This window comes from Arthrobacter sp. NPDC056691 (assembly GCF_042791415.1).
Taxonomy (GTDB): domain Bacteria; phylum Actinomycetota; class Actinomycetes; order Actinomycetales; family Micrococcaceae; genus Arthrobacter.
In genome coordinates this window covers 17,267-33,591 of the sequence record NZ_JBHTXX010000049.1, presented here as the reverse complement: position 1 = coordinate 33,591, position 16,325 = coordinate 17,267, and the positions used below count along the sequence as shown (strand labels likewise).

General features: G+C 66.7%; 17 protein-coding genes, 1 tRNA gene and 1 other RNA gene. 9 read left to right on the top strand and 10 right to left on the bottom strand.

The genetic code is table 11. The features are described from left to right. Window positions 1-312: 312 nt before the first annotated feature. Complete coding sequence (locus ACFRAU_RS24825; protein ID WP_378001850.1) at window positions 313-792, top strand: lipopolysaccharide assembly LapA domain-containing protein; 480 nt, start codon at window positions 313-315, stop codon at window positions 790-792. 23 nt (window positions 793-815) lie between these two features. Here ACFRAU_RS24825 and ACFRAU_RS24820 read toward each other — a convergent pair whose 3' ends face one another. The 4 genes from ACFRAU_RS24820 to ACFRAU_RS24805 form a co-directional block, all read right to left on the bottom strand. Further along, window positions 816-1,247 (bottom strand): SRPBCC domain-containing protein, encoded by a 432-nt coding sequence (locus tag ACFRAU_RS24820; protein ID WP_378001849.1) that lies wholly within the window; start codon window positions 1,245-1,247, stop codon window positions 816-818. Window positions 1,248-1,311: 64 nt separating this feature from the next. Further along, window positions 1,312-2,169: a sugar phosphate isomerase/epimerase family protein gene (locus tag ACFRAU_RS24815; RefSeq protein ID WP_378001848.1), complete on the bottom strand. Its 858-nt coding sequence runs from the start codon at window positions 2,167-2,169 to the stop codon at window positions 1,312-1,314. Then, window positions 2,166-3,380 (bottom strand): dihydrodipicolinate synthase family protein, encoded by a 1,215-nt coding sequence (locus ACFRAU_RS24810; protein WP_378001847.1) that lies wholly within the window; start codon window positions 3,378-3,380, stop codon window positions 2,166-2,168. Before ACFRAU_RS24810 ends, ACFRAU_RS24815 begins: the two co-directional genes overlap by 4 nt. Beyond that, complete coding sequence (locus ACFRAU_RS24805) at window positions 3,380-4,549, bottom strand: Gfo/Idh/MocA family protein (RefSeq protein ID WP_378001846.1); 1,170 nt, start codon at window positions 4,547-4,549, stop codon at window positions 3,380-3,382. Before ACFRAU_RS24805 ends, ACFRAU_RS24810 begins: the two co-directional genes overlap by 1 nt. Before the next feature lie 175 nt (window positions 4,550-4,724). Here ACFRAU_RS24805 and ACFRAU_RS24800 point away from each other — a divergent pair, with 175 nt between their 5' ends. Together ACFRAU_RS24800 and ACFRAU_RS24795 are read left to right on the top strand one after the other, a co-directional pair. Continuing rightward, window positions 4,725-5,819, top strand: a complete 1,095-nt coding sequence (locus ACFRAU_RS24800; protein ID WP_378001845.1) for a LacI family DNA-binding transcriptional regulator — start codon at window positions 4,725-4,727, stop codon at window positions 5,817-5,819. Window positions 5,820-5,870: 51 nt separating this feature from the next. After that, window positions 5,871-6,482 carry a GNAT family N-acetyltransferase gene (locus ACFRAU_RS24795; RefSeq protein ID WP_378001844.1) on the top strand — a complete coding sequence of 204 codons (612 nt, stop codon included), beginning with the start codon at window positions 5,871-5,873 and terminating at the stop codon, window positions 6,480-6,482. Here ACFRAU_RS24795 and ACFRAU_RS24790 read toward each other — a convergent pair. Then, window positions 6,433-6,615: a hypothetical protein gene (locus ACFRAU_RS24790; RefSeq protein WP_378001843.1), complete on the bottom strand. Its 183-nt coding sequence runs from the start codon at window positions 6,613-6,615 to the stop codon at window positions 6,433-6,435. The two genes, ACFRAU_RS24795 and ACFRAU_RS24790, sit on opposite strands and share 50 nt — an antisense overlap. A gap of 35 nt (window positions 6,616-6,650) precedes the next feature. Here ACFRAU_RS24790 and ACFRAU_RS24785 point away from each other — a divergent pair, with 35 nt between their 5' ends. Then, window positions 6,651-7,337, top strand: a complete 687-nt coding sequence (locus ACFRAU_RS24785; protein WP_378001842.1) for a DNA alkylation repair protein — start codon at window positions 6,651-6,653, stop codon at window positions 7,335-7,337. Window positions 7,338-7,346: 9 nt separating this feature from the next. On the opposite strand, the gene mptB is transcribed toward ACFRAU_RS24785, so the two are convergent. Beyond that, entirely contained in the window at window positions 7,347-8,903 is a 1,557-nt protein-coding gene (mptB, locus tag ACFRAU_RS24780; RefSeq protein WP_378001841.1) for a polyprenol phosphomannose-dependent alpha 1,6 mannosyltransferase MptB, read from the bottom strand. Window positions 8,904-9,111: 208 nt separating this feature from the next. On the opposite strand from mptB, the gene orn reads away from it, so the two are divergent. From orn to def, 3 genes are all read left to right on the top strand, one after another. Further along, window positions 9,112-9,783: an oligoribonuclease gene (gene orn / locus ACFRAU_RS24775; protein ID WP_378001840.1), complete on the top strand. Its 672-nt coding sequence runs from the start codon at window positions 9,112-9,114 to the stop codon at window positions 9,781-9,783. A 130-nt stretch (window positions 9,784-9,913) separates the two neighbouring features. After that, window positions 9,914-9,986: transfer RNA gene (locus ACFRAU_RS24770), tRNA-His, on the top strand. 127 nt (window positions 9,987-10,113) lie between these two features. Continuing rightward, window positions 10,114-10,686 carry a peptide deformylase gene (gene def, locus ACFRAU_RS24765; protein WP_377996091.1) on the top strand — a complete coding sequence of 191 codons (573 nt, stop codon included), beginning with the start codon at window positions 10,114-10,116 and terminating at the stop codon, window positions 10,684-10,686. Window positions 10,687-10,727: 41 nt separating this feature from the next. On the opposite strand, the gene ACFRAU_RS24760 is transcribed toward def, so the two are convergent. From ACFRAU_RS24760 to rnpB, 4 genes are all read right to left on the bottom strand, one after another. Next, window positions 10,728-11,522: an HNH endonuclease family protein gene (locus ACFRAU_RS24760; protein ID WP_378001839.1), complete on the bottom strand. Its 795-nt coding sequence runs from the start codon at window positions 11,520-11,522 to the stop codon at window positions 10,728-10,730. A gap of 129 nt (window positions 11,523-11,651) precedes the next feature. Then, window positions 11,652-11,861: a hypothetical protein gene (locus ACFRAU_RS24755; RefSeq protein ID WP_377996093.1), complete on the bottom strand. Its 210-nt coding sequence runs from the start codon at window positions 11,859-11,861 to the stop codon at window positions 11,652-11,654. A 115-nt stretch (window positions 11,862-11,976) separates the two neighbouring features. Then, entirely contained in the window at window positions 11,977-13,470 is a 1,494-nt protein-coding gene (locus tag ACFRAU_RS24750) for a glyceraldehyde-3-phosphate dehydrogenase (protein WP_377996094.1), read from the bottom strand. A gap of 582 nt (window positions 13,471-14,052) precedes the next feature. Then, window positions 14,053-14,444, bottom strand: an RNA gene (gene rnpB / locus ACFRAU_RS24745) — RNase P RNA component class A. Between the two features lie 71 nt (window positions 14,445-14,515). Here rnpB and ACFRAU_RS24740 point away from each other — a divergent pair. Further along, the gene (locus ACFRAU_RS24740; RefSeq protein WP_378001838.1) at window positions 14,516-15,454 is read left to right on the top strand and encodes an alpha/beta hydrolase; all 939 of its coding nucleotides are present in this window, start codon (window positions 14,516-14,518) and stop codon (window positions 15,452-15,454) included. Window positions 15,455-15,517: 63 nt separating this feature from the next. Next, the gene (locus tag ACFRAU_RS24735) at window positions 15,518-16,282 is read left to right on the top strand and encodes a YaaA family protein (protein WP_378001837.1); all 765 of its coding nucleotides are present in this window, start codon (window positions 15,518-15,520) and stop codon (window positions 16,280-16,282) included. The last annotated feature ends 43 nt before the right edge of the window (window positions 16,283-16,325 follow it).

Here is a 16,325-nt window from a genome sequence, read left to right as displayed (position 1 = left end):
GCCGGGGTGTCGCCGATGTCGCGGGACACGTGTCGTGTATCAGCTGTCGTGCATGTCCCGGGACATGTGTCGCCTATGTCCTGAGATCACACACCTCCTGGGGCGCATTTGTGATGAGTCGGGACATCCCTTACGGATGCGTGCCGGCTTCATGGACACCCCGGTCTTCGGACCGGGGTGTTTTTCTTTGCGCAGCCGGAGTTGCAAAGCATGCTTACTGTTGCGGGTGGACTGTGCCTATGATCGGACTGGACCCCGGCCATGCGATGAGGCGGGCGAATCTGGACCAGCAGTCAAGGAAGGAACACCCGCATGCACAGCCAGCCGGGCGAAAGCCCCGCCGATCCGGGGACATCCCGCCCCGCAAACCCCGCGGACGGTCAGCCCGGCCCCGCAGCGCCCACTGAACTGCCACCGGCAGGAGCGGGCGCCGGTCCTGGCACGGCGGGCCGCCATCCCGGAACGGCCGCCATCCCGGGCTACGACGGAACCACGTCACCGCGGCCCGGCGTGGCAGAGCCCGAAAGGCGCGTGACCCGCGCCGGGATGATCTGGGCGGCAGTGGCCTCGGCCTTGGTGGTACTGGTACTGCTGATCATCTTCATCCTGCAGAACCAGGAGCTCGTCCAGGTGAAGTTCTTCGGCCTCGAAGGCGCGGTTTCGCTCGGGGTGTCCCTTTTCATCGCGGCAGTGGGCGGCGGTGTCCTCGTCGCGATGGCCGGGGCTGCCCGGATCATCCAGCTGCGCGCTGCCGCCCGCCAACGGAGGGTACAGGCCGGCCGAAAACGGTAAGCCGCAGGCCGGGCGCGGGGCAGTCAGTCCTCCAGGTACTCCTTGAGGTTGCCCAGCACCATGCCCCAAAGTTTTTCCGACTCCACGGCCTCGCCGTCACTCTTGTTGTTGCCCTGGGTGATGCTGACCCGGGTGCCCTTCGCCACAGGCTGCAACCCGTACTCCACAGTGTGGTAGTTCTCCGGCTGGTCGGGCAGTCCCGACAGGGGGCTGTAGTGGGTGATCCGCAGAAGTTCGTTGGGGCGGGACTCCAGCACGGTCCCCTTGTCCTGGTACGACTTGCCCTGCCATTCGCCCTCGAACGTCACGGGGTCACCTTCCTGCCAGGTGGATGTGACGCGCGTGCCGAGAAAGTACTCCTTGACGTCGGCCGGATCGGTCAGCGCCCGCCAAACCCGCCCGGGCTGTGCGGCGACGACAATGCTTGCCTCGGCGTCCCTGAATTGCTTGTCCATGGTTTCCCCTCCTGGCGCCACCCTACCTGCGGAAAGGCAGCGAAGTAAGGGCACAGTGGCGGGTTCAGGCGAAGGGCAGCACCAGGTCCGCGTAGCGGTCCTTCATCCCGGCCAGGACGTCGTTGCCGTCGGCGTCCCAGATCTCCTGGTTGAAGATTTCCACCTCGATGTCGCCGGTGTAGCCGGCATCCCGCACCCAGGTGCCGATCGTGGCAAAGTCGATCACGCCGTCGCCCATCATGCCGCGGGAGAGCAGCGCGTCGGCCGCGATCGGCAGGTTGAAATCGCACACCTGGTAGGAGGCGATCCGGTTCTCCCGGCCGGCACGCTCGATCTGGGCCTTCAGCTCCGGGTCCCACCAGACGTGGAAGGTGTCGACGGCGACCCCCACCGCCCGGGCATCGTACGGCGCCGCCAGGTCCAAGGCCTGCCCCAGCGTGGAAATGAGCGCACGGTCGGCGGCGTACATCGGGTGCAGGGGTTCCAGCACCAGGCGGACACCATGTTCGACGGCGAACGGGACAAGGTTCTCGAGCCGGTCAGCCACGCGCCGGCGGGCAGCGACGACGTCCCTCTCCCCCGGCGCCAGACCCCCGACCACGAGGAACAGTTCCTGGGTATCCAGCGCAACGGCCTCCAGGACCGCGGCCCGGTTGTCCGCGAGCGCTGCCGCCTGACCGTCGGCGTCCGGGGCCGTCAGGAACCCGCCGCGGCACAGCGAGGAAACCCGCAGCCCGGCGTCCTTGATCAGCTTCGCCGCCTTGTCCAGCCCGGCCTCGGCGACGATGTCGCGCCAGGGGCCGATGGCGGGAATGCCCGCGCGGACGCAGCCGTCAACAGCCTCGGCAAGCGTCCATTTCTTGGTGGTGGCGCTGTTGAGGGACAGGCGTGAAAAGGGGGACGGTTCTGGATTGAAGGTCATACTCCCACTCCGTTGATGCGAAGGAAATCGGACATCCGGAACGCTGCGAGGGCTGGGTCCTTCAGCAGCCCGGCGTCGTCGGCCAGTTCGAAGGTCCTGGCCAGGTGCACGACGGAGCGGCCCGAGTGCAGGCCGCCAACCATCTGGAAGCCCGGCTGCTTGCCGTTGAGCCAGGACATGAACGCGATCCCGGTCTTGTAGTAGAACGTGGGGGCGCTGAAGATGTGTTTGCCCAGTTCCCGGGTGGAATCGAGGATGGCGCGCGCTTTGGCGGCATCTCCGGCGTCGTAACTCTGCAGCGCCGCGGACGCTGCCGGATAGATTGCCGCGAAGATTCCCAGCAGGGCATCCGAGTGGAGGGTGCCGTCACCGTCGATCAGTTCCGGATAGTTGAAGTCGTCCCCGGTGTAGAGCCTCACACCCACGGGAAGGCTGGCGCGGAGTGCGACTTCATGCGAAGCATCCAGGAGGGACACCTTGACGCCATCCACCTTGTCCGCGTTTTCGCGGATGAGCGAGAGGAACGTCTCCGTGGCGGCCGGGACGCTGTCCGAGCCCCAGTAACCGGCCAGTGCGGGATCGAACATAGTGCCAAGCCAGTGCAGGATGACGGGCTGCTCAGCCTCCTGCAGCAGCGTGGTGTAGACCTTCAGGTAGTCCTCGGGACCGGACGCCACCTGGGCCAGCGCCCTGGAGGCCATGAGGATCACCTTGGGTCCGGCCTCGCTGACGACGGCGACCTGCTCTCGGTAGGCGGCCAGCACAGCCTGCAGCCCGGCTTCGCCGGAGGGCAGCGCGGCGAGGTCCAGCTGGTCGGTGCCGGCGCCGCAGGACACGAGGTCCCGGACCGTCATGCCGGCCGTGGCCGTCCCGCCGGCGGCGACCACGGAGGCCGCCTCCGCCCCGGTGCGCTTGATGAGCTGCTGGGTGGCGGCCCAGTCCAGGCCCATGCCCCGCTGGGCGGTGTCCATGGCATCGGCAACGCCGAGCCCGTAGGACCACAGCTCATGCCTGTAGGCCAGGGTGGCCTCCCAGTCGAGACGCGCCGGGGCGCCCGGGGTGTTGTCGGCGGTGACCTCGGGGATGACATGTGCGGCCGCGTAGGCCCTGCGCGATGTCAGCGGCGCCGCCGGTTTGGCCCAGGTGGTGGCGGAGCGGAGCCGGTACTCGCGGGTGCCGCCGTCGGAAGTGGGAAGGATCAGTGAAGTCATCAGAGCGTGATCTCCGGGATGTCGATGGTGCGGCGTTCGTCGCTGGACTGCAGGCCGAGCTCGGCAAGCTGCACGCCGCGGGCTGCGGAGAGCAGCCCAAAGCGGTGTTCGCGTCCGGCGACGGCGTCCCGCAGGAACTCCTCCCACTGCAGCTTGAAGCCGTTGTCCAGCTCGGCGTTGGCCGGGACTTCCTGCCACTGGCTGCGGAAGGATTCGGTAACCGGAAGGTCCGGGTTCCATACCGGCTTCGGGGTGTGGGCACGCTGTTGCGCGACGCATTTGTTCAGGCCGGCGACGGCGGAACCGTGCGTGCCGTCGATCTGAAACTCGACCAGCTCGTCACGGTAGACCCGGACGGCCCAGGAGGAGTTGATCTGGCCGATGACGTCGTCTCCGCCGGGAGTCTGCAGCTCGAAGATGCCGTAGGAGGCGTCGTCCGCCGTTGCCTTGTACTCCTTGCCGGCTTCGTCCCACCGGGTGGGGATGTGCGTGGCGGTCTTGGCGTTGACGCTCCTGACCTTGCCGATGATGCCTTCCAGGACGTAGTTCCAGTGGCAGAACATGTCCGTGGTCATTCCGCCGCCGTCCTCCTTGCGGTAGTTCCAGGACGGGCGCTGGGCCGCCTGGACGTCGCCCTCGAAGACCCAGTAGCCGAATTCGCCGCGGATGGAGAGGATCCGGCCGAAGAACCCTTCATCCACGAGGCGGCGCAGCTTGACCAGGCCAGGCAGGTAGAGCTTGTCGTGCACGACGCCGGCGGTGACCCCTGCCTCCTTGCCGATGCGGGCCAGCTCGATGGCCTCCGCCAGGGTTTCCGCCGTCGGCTTCTCGGTGAAGATGTGCTTGCCGGCCCGCATGGCCTTCTTCAGGGTTGTGGCGCGCAGGCTGGTCATGGAGGCGTCGAAGACGACGTCGACGGTGGGGTCGTTGATCACACCGTCAAGGTCGGTGGTCCATTCCGAGATCTTGTGCAGCTCCGCCAGTTCGCGGATTTTCGCTTCGTTGCGTCCAACGAGGATCGGCTCCACCTGGACCTTGGTGCCGTCCTCCAGGGTGAAACCGCCGGCGTCGCGGATCGGGAGGATGGAGCGCAGCAGGTGCTGGCGGTACCCCATCCGGCCGGTAATACCGTTCATGGCGATACGGATCGTCTTTGTTTCGAAGCCCATGAGTCCTCATTCAGTGGTGGTGGTCAGCAATTCGGGAAAGCGCATTCCCGCTGCTTCCATAGTGCAGAATCGCAGCCGATATGGCAAGCGCTTTCCTGGGTTTTCTCCAACTGCGATAATGTGGGCATCAGCCGAGTTTCCCGACGCCGGGGCCTGTTGAAGAGGAGTTGCGCCTGTGGCTGCAAGCACGCTGACCGAAGTGGCCCGCCTGGCCGGAGTCTCCCCTGCTACCGCCAGCCGCGTCCTGAACGGTTCGGCCAGGACCCCCGGACCTGACATCGCGGAACGTGTGCGAAAGGCCGCGGACTCCCTGGGCTACATCCCCAACGCCCAGGCCCAGGGCCTCGCGAAGTCCAGCTCGGGCCTCATCGGGCTCATTGTGCACGACATTGCCGACCCCTACTTCGCAGCCATCGCCCGCGGCGTCCAGGCCGCGGCCCGGCACCAGAACAAGATGGTTTTGCTCGCCACCACGGCGGGCAGCCCCGCAGACGAGCGTGCGGCCGTGGCAGCCTTCGCAGCCCGCCGCGCGGACTCGATAGTGATCGCGGGATCGCGGTCCGCACGGACCGCCGACAGGCAGGGCAACGCCGACCTGGCCGCCGAACTCGACCGCTACTGCCGCAACGGCGGCATGGTGGGCGTGGTGGGGCACGCCGTTGTGGGCGCCGAATCCGACGAGGGCTATCACGTGGTTGAGGTTCCCAACGAGGAGCTCGCCGCCGAACTCGCCCGGGAACTGGCCGCATCGCATGCCGGGGAGTTTGTGATCATCGCCGGCCCGGAGGGCCTCCTGACCTCGGACGACCGGGTGCGGGGCTTCCAGCGCGGCCTGGCGGACGCCGGACTGCCGCCGGCAGAGGTCCTGCACACCGGGTTCGACCGCACCGGAGGTTACGAGGCGGGCCTCGGGCTCGCCGCCCGCATCGGCGAACATGGCGGACACGGTGGGGCCGGTTCCGGAACGGCCGGACAGCCACGGCTCTGCATCTTCGCCGTCAACGACGTCATGGCAATCGGGGCCACCGCCGCGCTGCGTTCCAGAGGACTGCGGATTCCCCGGGACGCTGCCATCGCCGGCTTTGACGACATCGAAACCCTGCGTGACTTCCGGCCGGCCCTCTCCACCGTCCGCCTGCCGCTGGAGGAAATCGGCAGGCTGGCAGTTCCCGGCGCGGATTCCGGCCTGCATGAAGCCGCCGCCGTCACCGGCGAGGTGACACTCCGCCGGAGCACCGAGCCTGCCGGCGAACCGGCTTCCTGGCCATAGGAACGACAGGCCCGCCACATTACAGTTTCGGCGCGGCGAGGGAAGGCGGGCATGACAGAACTTTCACCGGAACCAGCGGACGGCATCACCACCGCCGCCGCTGAGTGGCCCGCCGTCGAGCAGCTGTTCGGGGTCCGAGGTGAACCCGCACGCTGCTGGTGCCGGTTCTTTGCCCTGCCGGGCGCGGGCTTTGCGTCGACGCCGCCCGCTGACCGCAAGGCACAGCTGAAGGACAAGTTCGACGGCGGCGGGCCGGCACCGGGGGTCCTCGCGTACCGCGGCGGCTCCGCCGTCGGCTGGTGCGCCGTGGAACCGCGCGGGTGCTACCCCCGGATTCTCCGTTCCCAGGTGTTCAGGGCGGCCGGCCCCGCAGTCGCCGACGACGCCGGCCCCGGGAGCGTATGGTCGGTGAGCTGTTTCGTCGTCGCCCCCGGCCACCGGCGCAGCGGTGTGGCAGCAGCACTGCTGGCCGCCGCCATCGGCCACGCACGCGCCAACGGTGCCGCCGTCGTGGAGGGGTATCCGGTGGATCCTGCCCAGCGGCCGAAGGCCGGACCGCCGGACCTCTACCAGGGCACGCTCGGCCTGTTCCTGGCCGCCGGGTTTGAGGTGGTCAGTGACGCTGTTCCCGGGCGCGCAGTTGTGCGGCTGAAGGTGGGATGACCCTGGCCAGGAACGCAGGCTTGGCGCCGGCGTCGGCGGTGGTGGCGGCAACGCCGTCGGGCTCCTTCAGCGCAACGCCCGCCGCGGCGGCCTTGCGGACGGCAGCGGCAACGGCAGCGGCGGCCGCTGTCACGGCCCGGGCTTCCTTGGACCGGCTATCTTGGCAGCATGGCAAATGAAGCGGTGCTGGCGTTGATTCGTTCCGAACTGCGGGCGGCGGCGGACCCCGTCCGCGGCGCCGCGGCGCAGGCCTACATGAAATCCGCAACGCCATCCCTCGGCGTCCGTGTGCCCGAGGTGCGCAGGACAACCAAGGCGGTGGCCGCTGCCCATCCCTTCGAAACCGCCGAGGACCTGCGGTCAACGGTTCTTGTCCTGTGGCGTGAAGCCCGCTATAGGGAGGAACGGTACGCCGCGATTGACCTGACCGGGCTGCGGAGCGTGGCGGGAGACCCGAGGATGCTTCCGCTGTATGAGGAAATCATCCGAACGGGCTCATCGTGGGATTACGTGGACGGGGTGGCCCACCGGATCGGCGCACTGCTCAAGGTCCACCGGGAGGAAATTACCCGCGTACTGCTCCAGTGGAGTGTCGATCGGGACTTCTGGATCCGGCGGGCATCGATCACGGCCCAGCTGGGAGCCAAAGTCCAGACGGACACCCGGCTGCTCACCGCCGTCATCGAGGCGAACATGGCCGACAAGGAATTCTTCGTCCGCAAGGCCATCGGGTGGGCGTTGCGTGAGTACGCCAAAACCGACCCGGAATGGGTCCTGGAGTTCGTAACACGGAACAGCCCGTCCCTCAGCCCGCTCTCGCGCAGGGAGGCCCTGCGAAACGTCCCCGTCGGATAAATCTTCCGGTCAGATAACAGGGCGTGTGGTGACAGGCTGGTCCGCCTTGCTGAACAGCAGCTTGGTGCTGCGGTCCAGGAAGATCAGGTACAGCGCAAACAGCAGGGCGATGATGGCGGCAGCATTGCGGGCAAGTGCCAGGGCGAGGCCAAGGTCGTCGGTCTGCAGGTAGGGGAAGACTTCCAGCTGGTCGGAGATGGCGTAGACCATGAAGAACGAGACGATGAAGTAGAGGGCCTTGACCTGCCAGTCGTCACGGATGCCCGTGACCGCGAACAGCGGGATCAGCCACACCACATACCAGGACTGGATCATGGGCGCGAGCACCACAACCGCGGCGAAGGCGAGTGTCAGGCGGCGCATGAGGCGGTCGTGTTCGCCCCGGAAAATCTGCCAGGCGACGATGCCTACGGCGAGGAGCTTGCCGGCGTCGTAAACCCATTTGGCCAGCCCCCAGCCGTCCAGGCTGAATGCGTTGGCGATGGACGCGATCACCAGGCCGAGCAGCCCGACGGGGGCGTACCAGATCCAGACACTGCCGGGCGCCGAGAGGCCGTTGATCCACCCGAACCCGAAGCCATTCACCAGGCTCATGGCGTAGAGCAGAGCAAGGCTGATTCCGGCCGTCAGGCCCCAGAACACAAACTTCCTGGCCCAGCTGGCCCCCTTGCCGGCCCAAAGCAACCCGATAAACGGGAGGAACACCACGGTGATCGGCTTCACCGCGATGGAGGCCGTGACGAGGACGATGCCGAAGATGACCCGGCGTGTGGCGCAGTAGTACAGGCCTGCGAGGGCCAGTCCGATCATCAGCGCATCGTTGTGGACGCTGGCGATGAAGTTGGTCAGGAACAGCGGGTTCGCCGCTGTCAGCCAGAGGGCCCGGTTCGGATTGACCCCGTGCAGCTCGGCGAGCTTCGGGACGTAGACGATGCAGAGCACCACGCCGGCCAGCGCAGCGAGGCGGAACAGCATGATGCTGGCTTCGGGGTGGACGTTGGTGGACCAGACCACGAACTGCTCGATCCACAAAAACACCTGGCCATAGGGAACCGGGGCCTCGGTCCACATCTTGTCCGCGCCCAGCTGGAAGTAGTTGGACAGCGCCGAGATGCCGTTCTCGTACGGGTTGAAGCCCTCGACCATCAGGCGGCCCTGGCCGATGTACGCGTAGACGTCACGGCTGAACAGCGGGACGGTGAACATCATGGGCAGGCCCCACGCCGCGATGGCCTGGAGCGTGGCCTTGCGGGCATCCCCGCCCCACACATGGACGTGCTGGCCAAGCCTGAGCCAGGCCCGGACCAGCAGCATCCCGCCCACCGCAAGCAGCACGATGGAGAGCCCGACGCCGAACGCCTCGGTGCGCATCCAGATAAACAGGGGCATCCGCCGCAGCTCCGAAACCGGCGCCAGCCAGCCGACGCCGACCGATCCGATGAGCAGGAACATGGAACCGATGAAACCGGAGAGGATCGGTGAGCGGGGGTTGTCCACTTCCGGCCGGGCCGGGTCCGTGGAAGTGCCGGTGGCCGTTTCCCCTATCGCAGGCACAGGCGCCGTCATCTCAGGATCGTCCAATCTCTTCTGCGCCTATCTGTTAGGCATATCTCTTCTGGGCGTACTGCCCCGTCTGCAGCCAAGCTGGGCGGCCGGCCAATTGGGGCGGCGCCGGGGACGCGGCCGCCGCAATGAGGCGTTGCCGCGTACCCGAAATATTAGCATCGGAGCGCCTCTCCGAGGCTTGCACGCGGCTAAACGGTAGGCTGAACGGGTGCCTATTACTAACGAACGCATCGTCTGGATCGACTGCGAAATGACCGGCCTCGACAGCGTCAACGACGCCCTGATCGAGGTCGCGGCCCTGGTGACCGACTCGGAACTCAACATCCTCGGCGACGGGGTGGACGTGGTGATCAAGCCGGACGACGCCGCCCTCGCGCAGATGAACGACTTCGTGCGGGACATGCACACCCGGTCAGGTCTGCTGAACGAGCTTCCGGCCGGCAAAACGATGGCCGAAGCCGAGGCCCTGGTGCTGGACTACATCCGCAAGTGGGTTCCGGACCCCCGCAAGGCGCCCCTCGCCGGCAACTCGGTGGGAACCGACCGGGTCTTCCTTGCCAGGGACATGCCGTCGGTGGTGGAGCACCTGCACTACCGCATCATCGATGTCAGCACCATCAAGGAACTGTCCCGGCGCTGGTATGCGCGCGCCTACTTCCAGGCGCCAGCCAAGCACGGCGGCCACCGCGCCCTCGGGGACATCAAGGATTCCATCGACGAACTCCGGTACTACCGGGAAGCCGTCTTCGTGCCCGCCCCGGGACCGGACAGCGCCACGGCCCAGAAGATCTCCCAGCGCATCTCAGCGTCGCCCTCTGCCGTCGACCAGCAGGCTCCGGAAAGCGCCACGCCGCCCACAGCGCAGCAGTCCAGAATGTAATCTGCGCCACGTTTGAGGAAAATTTTGCCGAAACAGCCAAAAGTGGCAAAAGCATCCCCCAACAGCAGGTAAGCTATTTGTCGTTGCCTTTTCGGAAGGCCGGGAAACCGGACAGTCCGCAGGGCACATGGTGGGCGTAGCTCAGTTGGCAGAGCGCCTGGTTGTGGTCCAGGAGGTCGCGGGTTCAACCCCCGTCGCTCACCCGCACCGAGGACGGCAGTTTATTGCCGGCCAGCAACAAAGGCCGTACCGGTTACCCGGTACGGCCTTTGTTGGTTTTCACCCCTGCCGGCTCCCGCCGGCGGCAAAGCGCCGAAGGAACCTCCTGACATGACCGTTCTGCCCATCACCATCTGGGGTGAGCCGGTGCTGCACCGCCGGGCTGCTGAAGTGGAGGAGTTCGACGACGGGCTTCGCCAGCTGATTGCCGACATGTTCGAAACCAACGACAAGGCAAACGGCGTCGGACTGGCCGCACCGCAAATCGGTGTGGGCAAGCGGATCTTCGTCTACAAGTACGAGAACGAGGACGGCGCTCCCCCGGCTGGCGCCGTGGTCAATCCCGTACTAACCCTCTCCAAGGTCTCCGGGGCACTGCCGGATCCGGACGAGGAAGTTGAGGGCTGCCTCTCCTTCCCCGGCGAACAGTATCCGCTCAAGCGCGCCGAATGGGTCCGGGTGCAGGGCTTTGACGGCCACGGAAAGCCGGTGGACTTCGAGGCGACGGGATGGTTTGCCCGCATCATCCAGCACGAATACGACCACCTGGACGGCAAGCTGTACGTCAACCGCCTCATCGACAGGTATGCCCGCAAGGCGATGAAGCAGGCCAAGAAGAGCGGCTGGGGCATCCCGGGCCTGACCTGGATGCCGGGCGTCGACCCGGACCCGTTCGGGCACTGATACCGGCGCGGTCCCGGCCGTTGCCTTCCCGCGCTGCGGCCCTACCGGGGCCCCACCGTCTGCTGCTGCGGGCACGAATCCAGCACGCGGGCCATGGCGTCCTTCTCCGGCTGGGTGACCCAGAGGCCGTACGCTGTCTTCACTGAAATCTGCCGCGCCACGTAGTGGCACCGCAGCGCCTTGTTCTTCGGCAGCCACGTGGCGGCGTCCGACGCGCTTTTCTCCTGGTTGGCGTCACCGTCCGCGGCAATGAGATTGAGCGGATCGTTGGCAAGGTTCTGCCTCTGCTGCGCCGTAAGCTGCTGGGCCCCCTTCTGCCAGGCATCGCCCAGCGCGACGACGTGGTCGATCTGAATGTCCTTGCTGGAAGCACCGCGGACAAACCTGACCACAAGGCCCACGTATGGCTCATGCACGGTGCCGGCGGCGACCTTGCACTTTGATCCCTTGGTAAACGCAACGTCGTATAGGTCCCGGCGCAGGATGTCGTTGCGCGTGTCGCAGCCGTTGTGGTCGGCGTCCTGCCAGGCCTGGCCGAACGCGGACCGGTCATAGTCGCTGCCGGATGCCCTGCCTTTCACGGCCAGTGCTTCCAGTGCGGCGGCTGCGCCGCCCCGCGGCACCGGGTATGGCGATGTCACGGGCTTCATCCAGGCGGCATCGAACACCGGCGCCTCGCTGGGTCCCGACACGGCAGGCTCGGCCGCGATGAACTGGCCTGCGGTAAAAAACCACACGGTGGCGGTGACCGCAGATGCAGCGGCGGCACCGAGCACCGCCCAGGCCTGCCGGGAGCGGCGGCGGGCACGCCGGTAGCCAGCCCAACTGAGGCTCAACGGGGCGTTCCCGTGCCTTGGGAGCCGCGGGCTGGTTGTGGGTACACAACCAGGAGCCTAGGCGAAACCATCGCCGCTGTGCCGGTATCCACAGTGTGGAGGACAGGTGCCCTGTGGAGGGCTGGTCACCTACTGCTCGCGCATGACCCGGTGAAGATCGGTGTTGGCGAGATCAAGCAGCCGCTCCAGCTGGGCCACCCTGTCATCGCCGATTTCCCCTGCCGCATGTGAGGTGCGCGCCTGGTCCAGAAGCCGTTGAGCTTCCTTCTGGTTGGCCTTTGCAACATCGAGGGCATGTTCCAGGGTTGTTTCATGCTGGAGTGTCGGGTTCTGTTCCATGACACAAGTCTGTGCCCGTTTTCCGGCTGATTCCAGAGAATTACCCGGGAAGTTCCCGGGAACGGGTCAGCCCCGCCGGCACAGGTGTGCCGGCGGGGCTGACGGAACGCTTCAGTTAGACCGAGGCTGCCACGGCCAGGACCGGGGCGGCGTCCTTTTCGGAGTCCTTGGCGGGGAAGGCCGGCGGGTTGACACCCGCCATTTCCTCCATGACGCGGACCACCTGGCAGCTGTAGCCGAACTCATTGTCGTACCAGACGTAAACAACCAGGTTCTTGTCGTTGGCGATCGTGGCGAGCCCATCAACGATGCCGGCCCGGCGGGAACCCACGAAGTCGGTGGAAACCACCTCGGGCGAGTCGATGTAATCGATCTGCTTGCGCAGGTCCGAGTGCAGCGACATCTCACGCAGGTAGTTGTTGACCTCGTCCTTGGTGGTGCCGCGTTCCAGGTTCAGGTTCAGGACGGCGAGGGAGACGTCCGGGGTGGGCACCCGGATGGAGCTGCCGCTGAGCTTTCCCTGCAGTTCGGGCAGCGCCTTGGCCACGGCCTTGGCGGCACCGGTCTCGGTGATCACCATATTCAGCGCGGCGGAGCGGCCGCGGCGGTCGCCCTTGTGGAAGTTGTCGATGAGGTTCTGGTCGTTCGTGAACGAGTGGACGGTCTCGACGTGGCCGTGGATCACGCCGTACTTGTCGTTGAGCGCCTTCAGGACCGGGGTGATGGCGTTCGTGGTACAGGAGGCTGCCGTCACGATCCGGTCGGCATCGGTGATGTCGCGGTGGTTGATGCCGTGCACGATGTTCTTCAGCTCGCCCTTGCCCGGCGCGGTCAGCAGGACACGGGCCACGCCCTTGCTCAGCAGGTGCTGGCCAAGGCCCTCCGCGTCGCGCCAGCGGCCGGTGTTGTCCACCACGAGGGCATTGTTGATGCCGTAGGCGGTGTAGTCGATGGTGGCGGGGTTGTCTGAGTAGATGACCTGGATCTGCACGCCGTTGGCCGTGATGGTGTTGGCCTCGGTGTCCACCTTGATGGTGCCTTCGAAGGAGCCGTGCACGGAGTCGCGGCGCAGCAGGCTGGCCCGCTTGGTCAGGTCGTTGTCGGAGCCGCGCCGGACCACGATGGCCCGCAGCCGCAGGCCGTGGCCGCCGCCGGCCTTTTCGATGAGGAGGCGCGCCAGGAGCCGGCCGATGCGGCCGAAGCCGTAAAGCACGACGTCGGTGCTGGTGCGGTCGTCAGCGCCACGCTTGCCCACGATCTCGGCCAGTTCGGCCCGGAGGAATTCCTCCAAAGTCAGGTCGCCGCCGTCGGACTTGAACTTCTGGTTCAGGCGGGCGATGTCGATGGCAGCGGCACCCAGGTCCAGCTGTGCCAGCGTGTTCAGCAGCGGCGCCGTCTCCTCCAGGAGCAGCTCATCCTTGCTCATCCGGCGCGCGAAGCGGTGCGCCTTGAGGATGTTCATGGTGGACTTGTTGATCAGGCTGCGGCCGTGGATGGAGGTAACCACGTTGTTTTCACGGTACAGCCGGCCGATAACCGGAATCATGGCCTCGGCGAGCGCCTCCCGGCCCATCCACGTATCAAGACAAGAATCTGACGTCTGGCTCACAGAACTACCTTCCTTGGTTCAACCGGCTACGTCCTCGTAAACCGGATGGCGGCCACTGGAAGTTATCCAGGGCAAGCTGGCACCGGCAGGGTTTCGGTCTACCCCGGATGCCGTTGACCGTGCAAAGAAAAACCGCCGGCTGCGAACGCAGATCCGGCGGTAGAACTTCTACGTTCACCATCCATTCTAGGGCGGCCCCGGAGCCTGAAACGCCCGGGAGCCCGTGAAATCACTCACACCGGAGGTGAGGCCTGCTCTGTGCACGCCGGCGCACGATGCTGCATTGTTATCGACGCAATCCCGGCAACCACTATCCGCGGGCCTTCGCCGGGCCATATGCTGGCGGCCCTGACGGCGATGCACTCGTAAAAAGCCGTCTGCGAGAGAAAGGCCAAACGATGTATGAAATGGTCGCCCTGGGAGCCGGGAGTGCATGGCAACGCCCAACCAACCGCACACCCGGATGCACGTGTGCACCCTGGCGGTACAGCCCGCAGCATCCCCGCCCCACCAACCCGGACTGTCCCAGTCACGGAGTTCCTGGCCAGGACGCAGCCTGACGCAGGGGAGCGGTCAGGTGAGTGGATGGGTTGACCGATACGCCGGGTTCTGTGCTCCCGCGCCGTTGCCAACACGGGAGTAGCGGCCATCCATCTACGAACGCCGTTGCCGACGCCCTCCAGCGGCCTACCCGGACACTCGGGCGGGCAGCCCTCGAACGTGTCCTGTCTGGCCTTGCTCCGGGTGGGGTTTACCTAGCCTTCCCGGTCACCCGGGAAGCTGGTGGTCTCTTACACCGCCGTTTCACCCTTACCTGCTTCGTGCCGCTTTCAAATCGGCGCGACGCAGGCGGTCTGTTTTCTGTGGCACTGGCCTGCGGGTTACCCCGAGTGGGCGTTACCCACCACCCTGCCCTGTGGAGCCCGGACGTTCCTCGAGCCACTTGCGTGGCGCGCGGCCGCCTGGTCAACCCATCCGCAGTCCAGTTTACGGGCTTTCCAGCGGCCCCCGGACACGCGCCGGTTCCGGGGTCTAAGATCGGGAAATGGACCAGTCGTCCTTTCCACGGCCGTCCTTTCCACGGCGACGCATGCTGCAGCTGGCGGGAATCGCTGCCGGACTGACTGCCGCGACGTCAGCCTGCACGGGCCCGCCCCCGCCGGTTCCCGGCCCGACGGCGGGAACAACGACGGCGGCCATCCCGCCCGCTCCCCCGGCATCCGTGCAGCCTTCCACAGGGCCGACATCCACAGTGCCGACTTCCGCGGTGTCGACCCGGACCGGCGGATTTGTCTCCCGGTTCCGTCCCGCTGTCATCACACACTGGTCCCTGGCGGTGCCGCTTCCGGAGCAGGCCAACCAGCTGCTGCCGGTGGCGGTCTTCCTGCACGGGCGCGGCGGAAGCAACGAGGTTCTGTTGCGCGACCTGGCAGCGGACCGGGCTCTGCAGCGCCATCTGGACGACGGCGGGCCGCCCTTTGCGGTTGCCGCCGTGGACGGCGGCGACTCCTGGTGGCATGCCCGCGCCGACGGCAGCGACACGCAGTCAATGCTGGCAGAGGAGTTCCTGCCGTTCCTGGGCGAGCAGGGGCTGGATCTCGGAAAGGTCGGCATCTTCGGCACGTCGATGGGAGGGTTCGGCGCCCTCCTCCTGGCGTCGCGGGGCCGGGTCTCCGGACTTCGCGCCGTTGCGGCCATGAGCCCGGCCGTCTGGTCCAGCTATGAGGAGGGCATGCAGGGTGCCTTTGACGGCCCGGCTGATTTCGGGGCGAATAACGTTTTTGCGCTCCGGCCGAGGCTCGCAGCGATTCCGAAACGGATCGACTGCGGCAGCGGGGATGATCTGGCCTCCACGGTACGCCAGTACCGCTCGGGGCTTCCCGGCCGGGTGGGGGGCGGCTTTCGGCCCGGCGGCCACGACGCCTTGTACTGGCGGTCCGTCCTTCCGGACGTGCTGGACTTCCTGGGCCGTTCCCTGGGCTGAACCCACCCACGCCGACGGATCCGCGCCGCATCTGATCCCGCCCCCGACCGGTAGGATCGTACGGTGCTGATTCTGCTCCCCCCGTCCGAAGGCAAGACTCCGCCCGTCCGCGGCGACGCCATGGACTGGGCTTCGTTGAGTTTCCCCGTGCTGAACACCTACCGGGCCAAGGTGCTCGACGCGCTGGGGACAGTCAGTGCGCACGAGGACGCCCTCGCCCTGCTCGGCGTCGGAGCCTCTCTTAAGGACGACGTCGAACGCAACACCCGGCTCCACGCCGAACCGGCGGCGCCGGCACACCAGGTGTATTCCGGCGTGCTCTATGACGCCCTCGGCTACAAGTCGATGACGCCGGCCCAGCGGCGCCGGGCGGATGAATCGGTGCTGGTCATCTCCGCACTGTGGGGCGCCATCCGGTTTGCCGACTCCGTGCCCGCCTACCGGCTGTCCATGGCAACGGCACTGCCCGACGTCGGACGCCTTGCCTCATTCTGGAAACCGCAGCTGACCGATGCCCTCGGCGACATTGCCGGCGGCCGGCTCCTGGTCGATTGCCGGTCCAGCACCTATGCAGCCGCGTGGACTCCCCCGCCGGCAGACACCGTGACGGTCAACGTGTTCACGGACGTGAACGGCGTGCGCAAGGTGGTCAGCCATTTTGCCAAGCACACCCGTGGCGAGCTGGCCCGGCACCTGCTGACGCGGCGGGGCAAGGCCCCGGCCACGCCGGAGCAGCTGCGGAAAGCGGCGGCCGAGAAGTGGCGGGCCGAACTCGTTCCGGGCACGGCACGCAAGGCCCACGCCCTCAACATCGTCCTGCCCAACTAACTGGCAATAGATGTCGTTTTGAGCCCGCAAAACGACATCAACT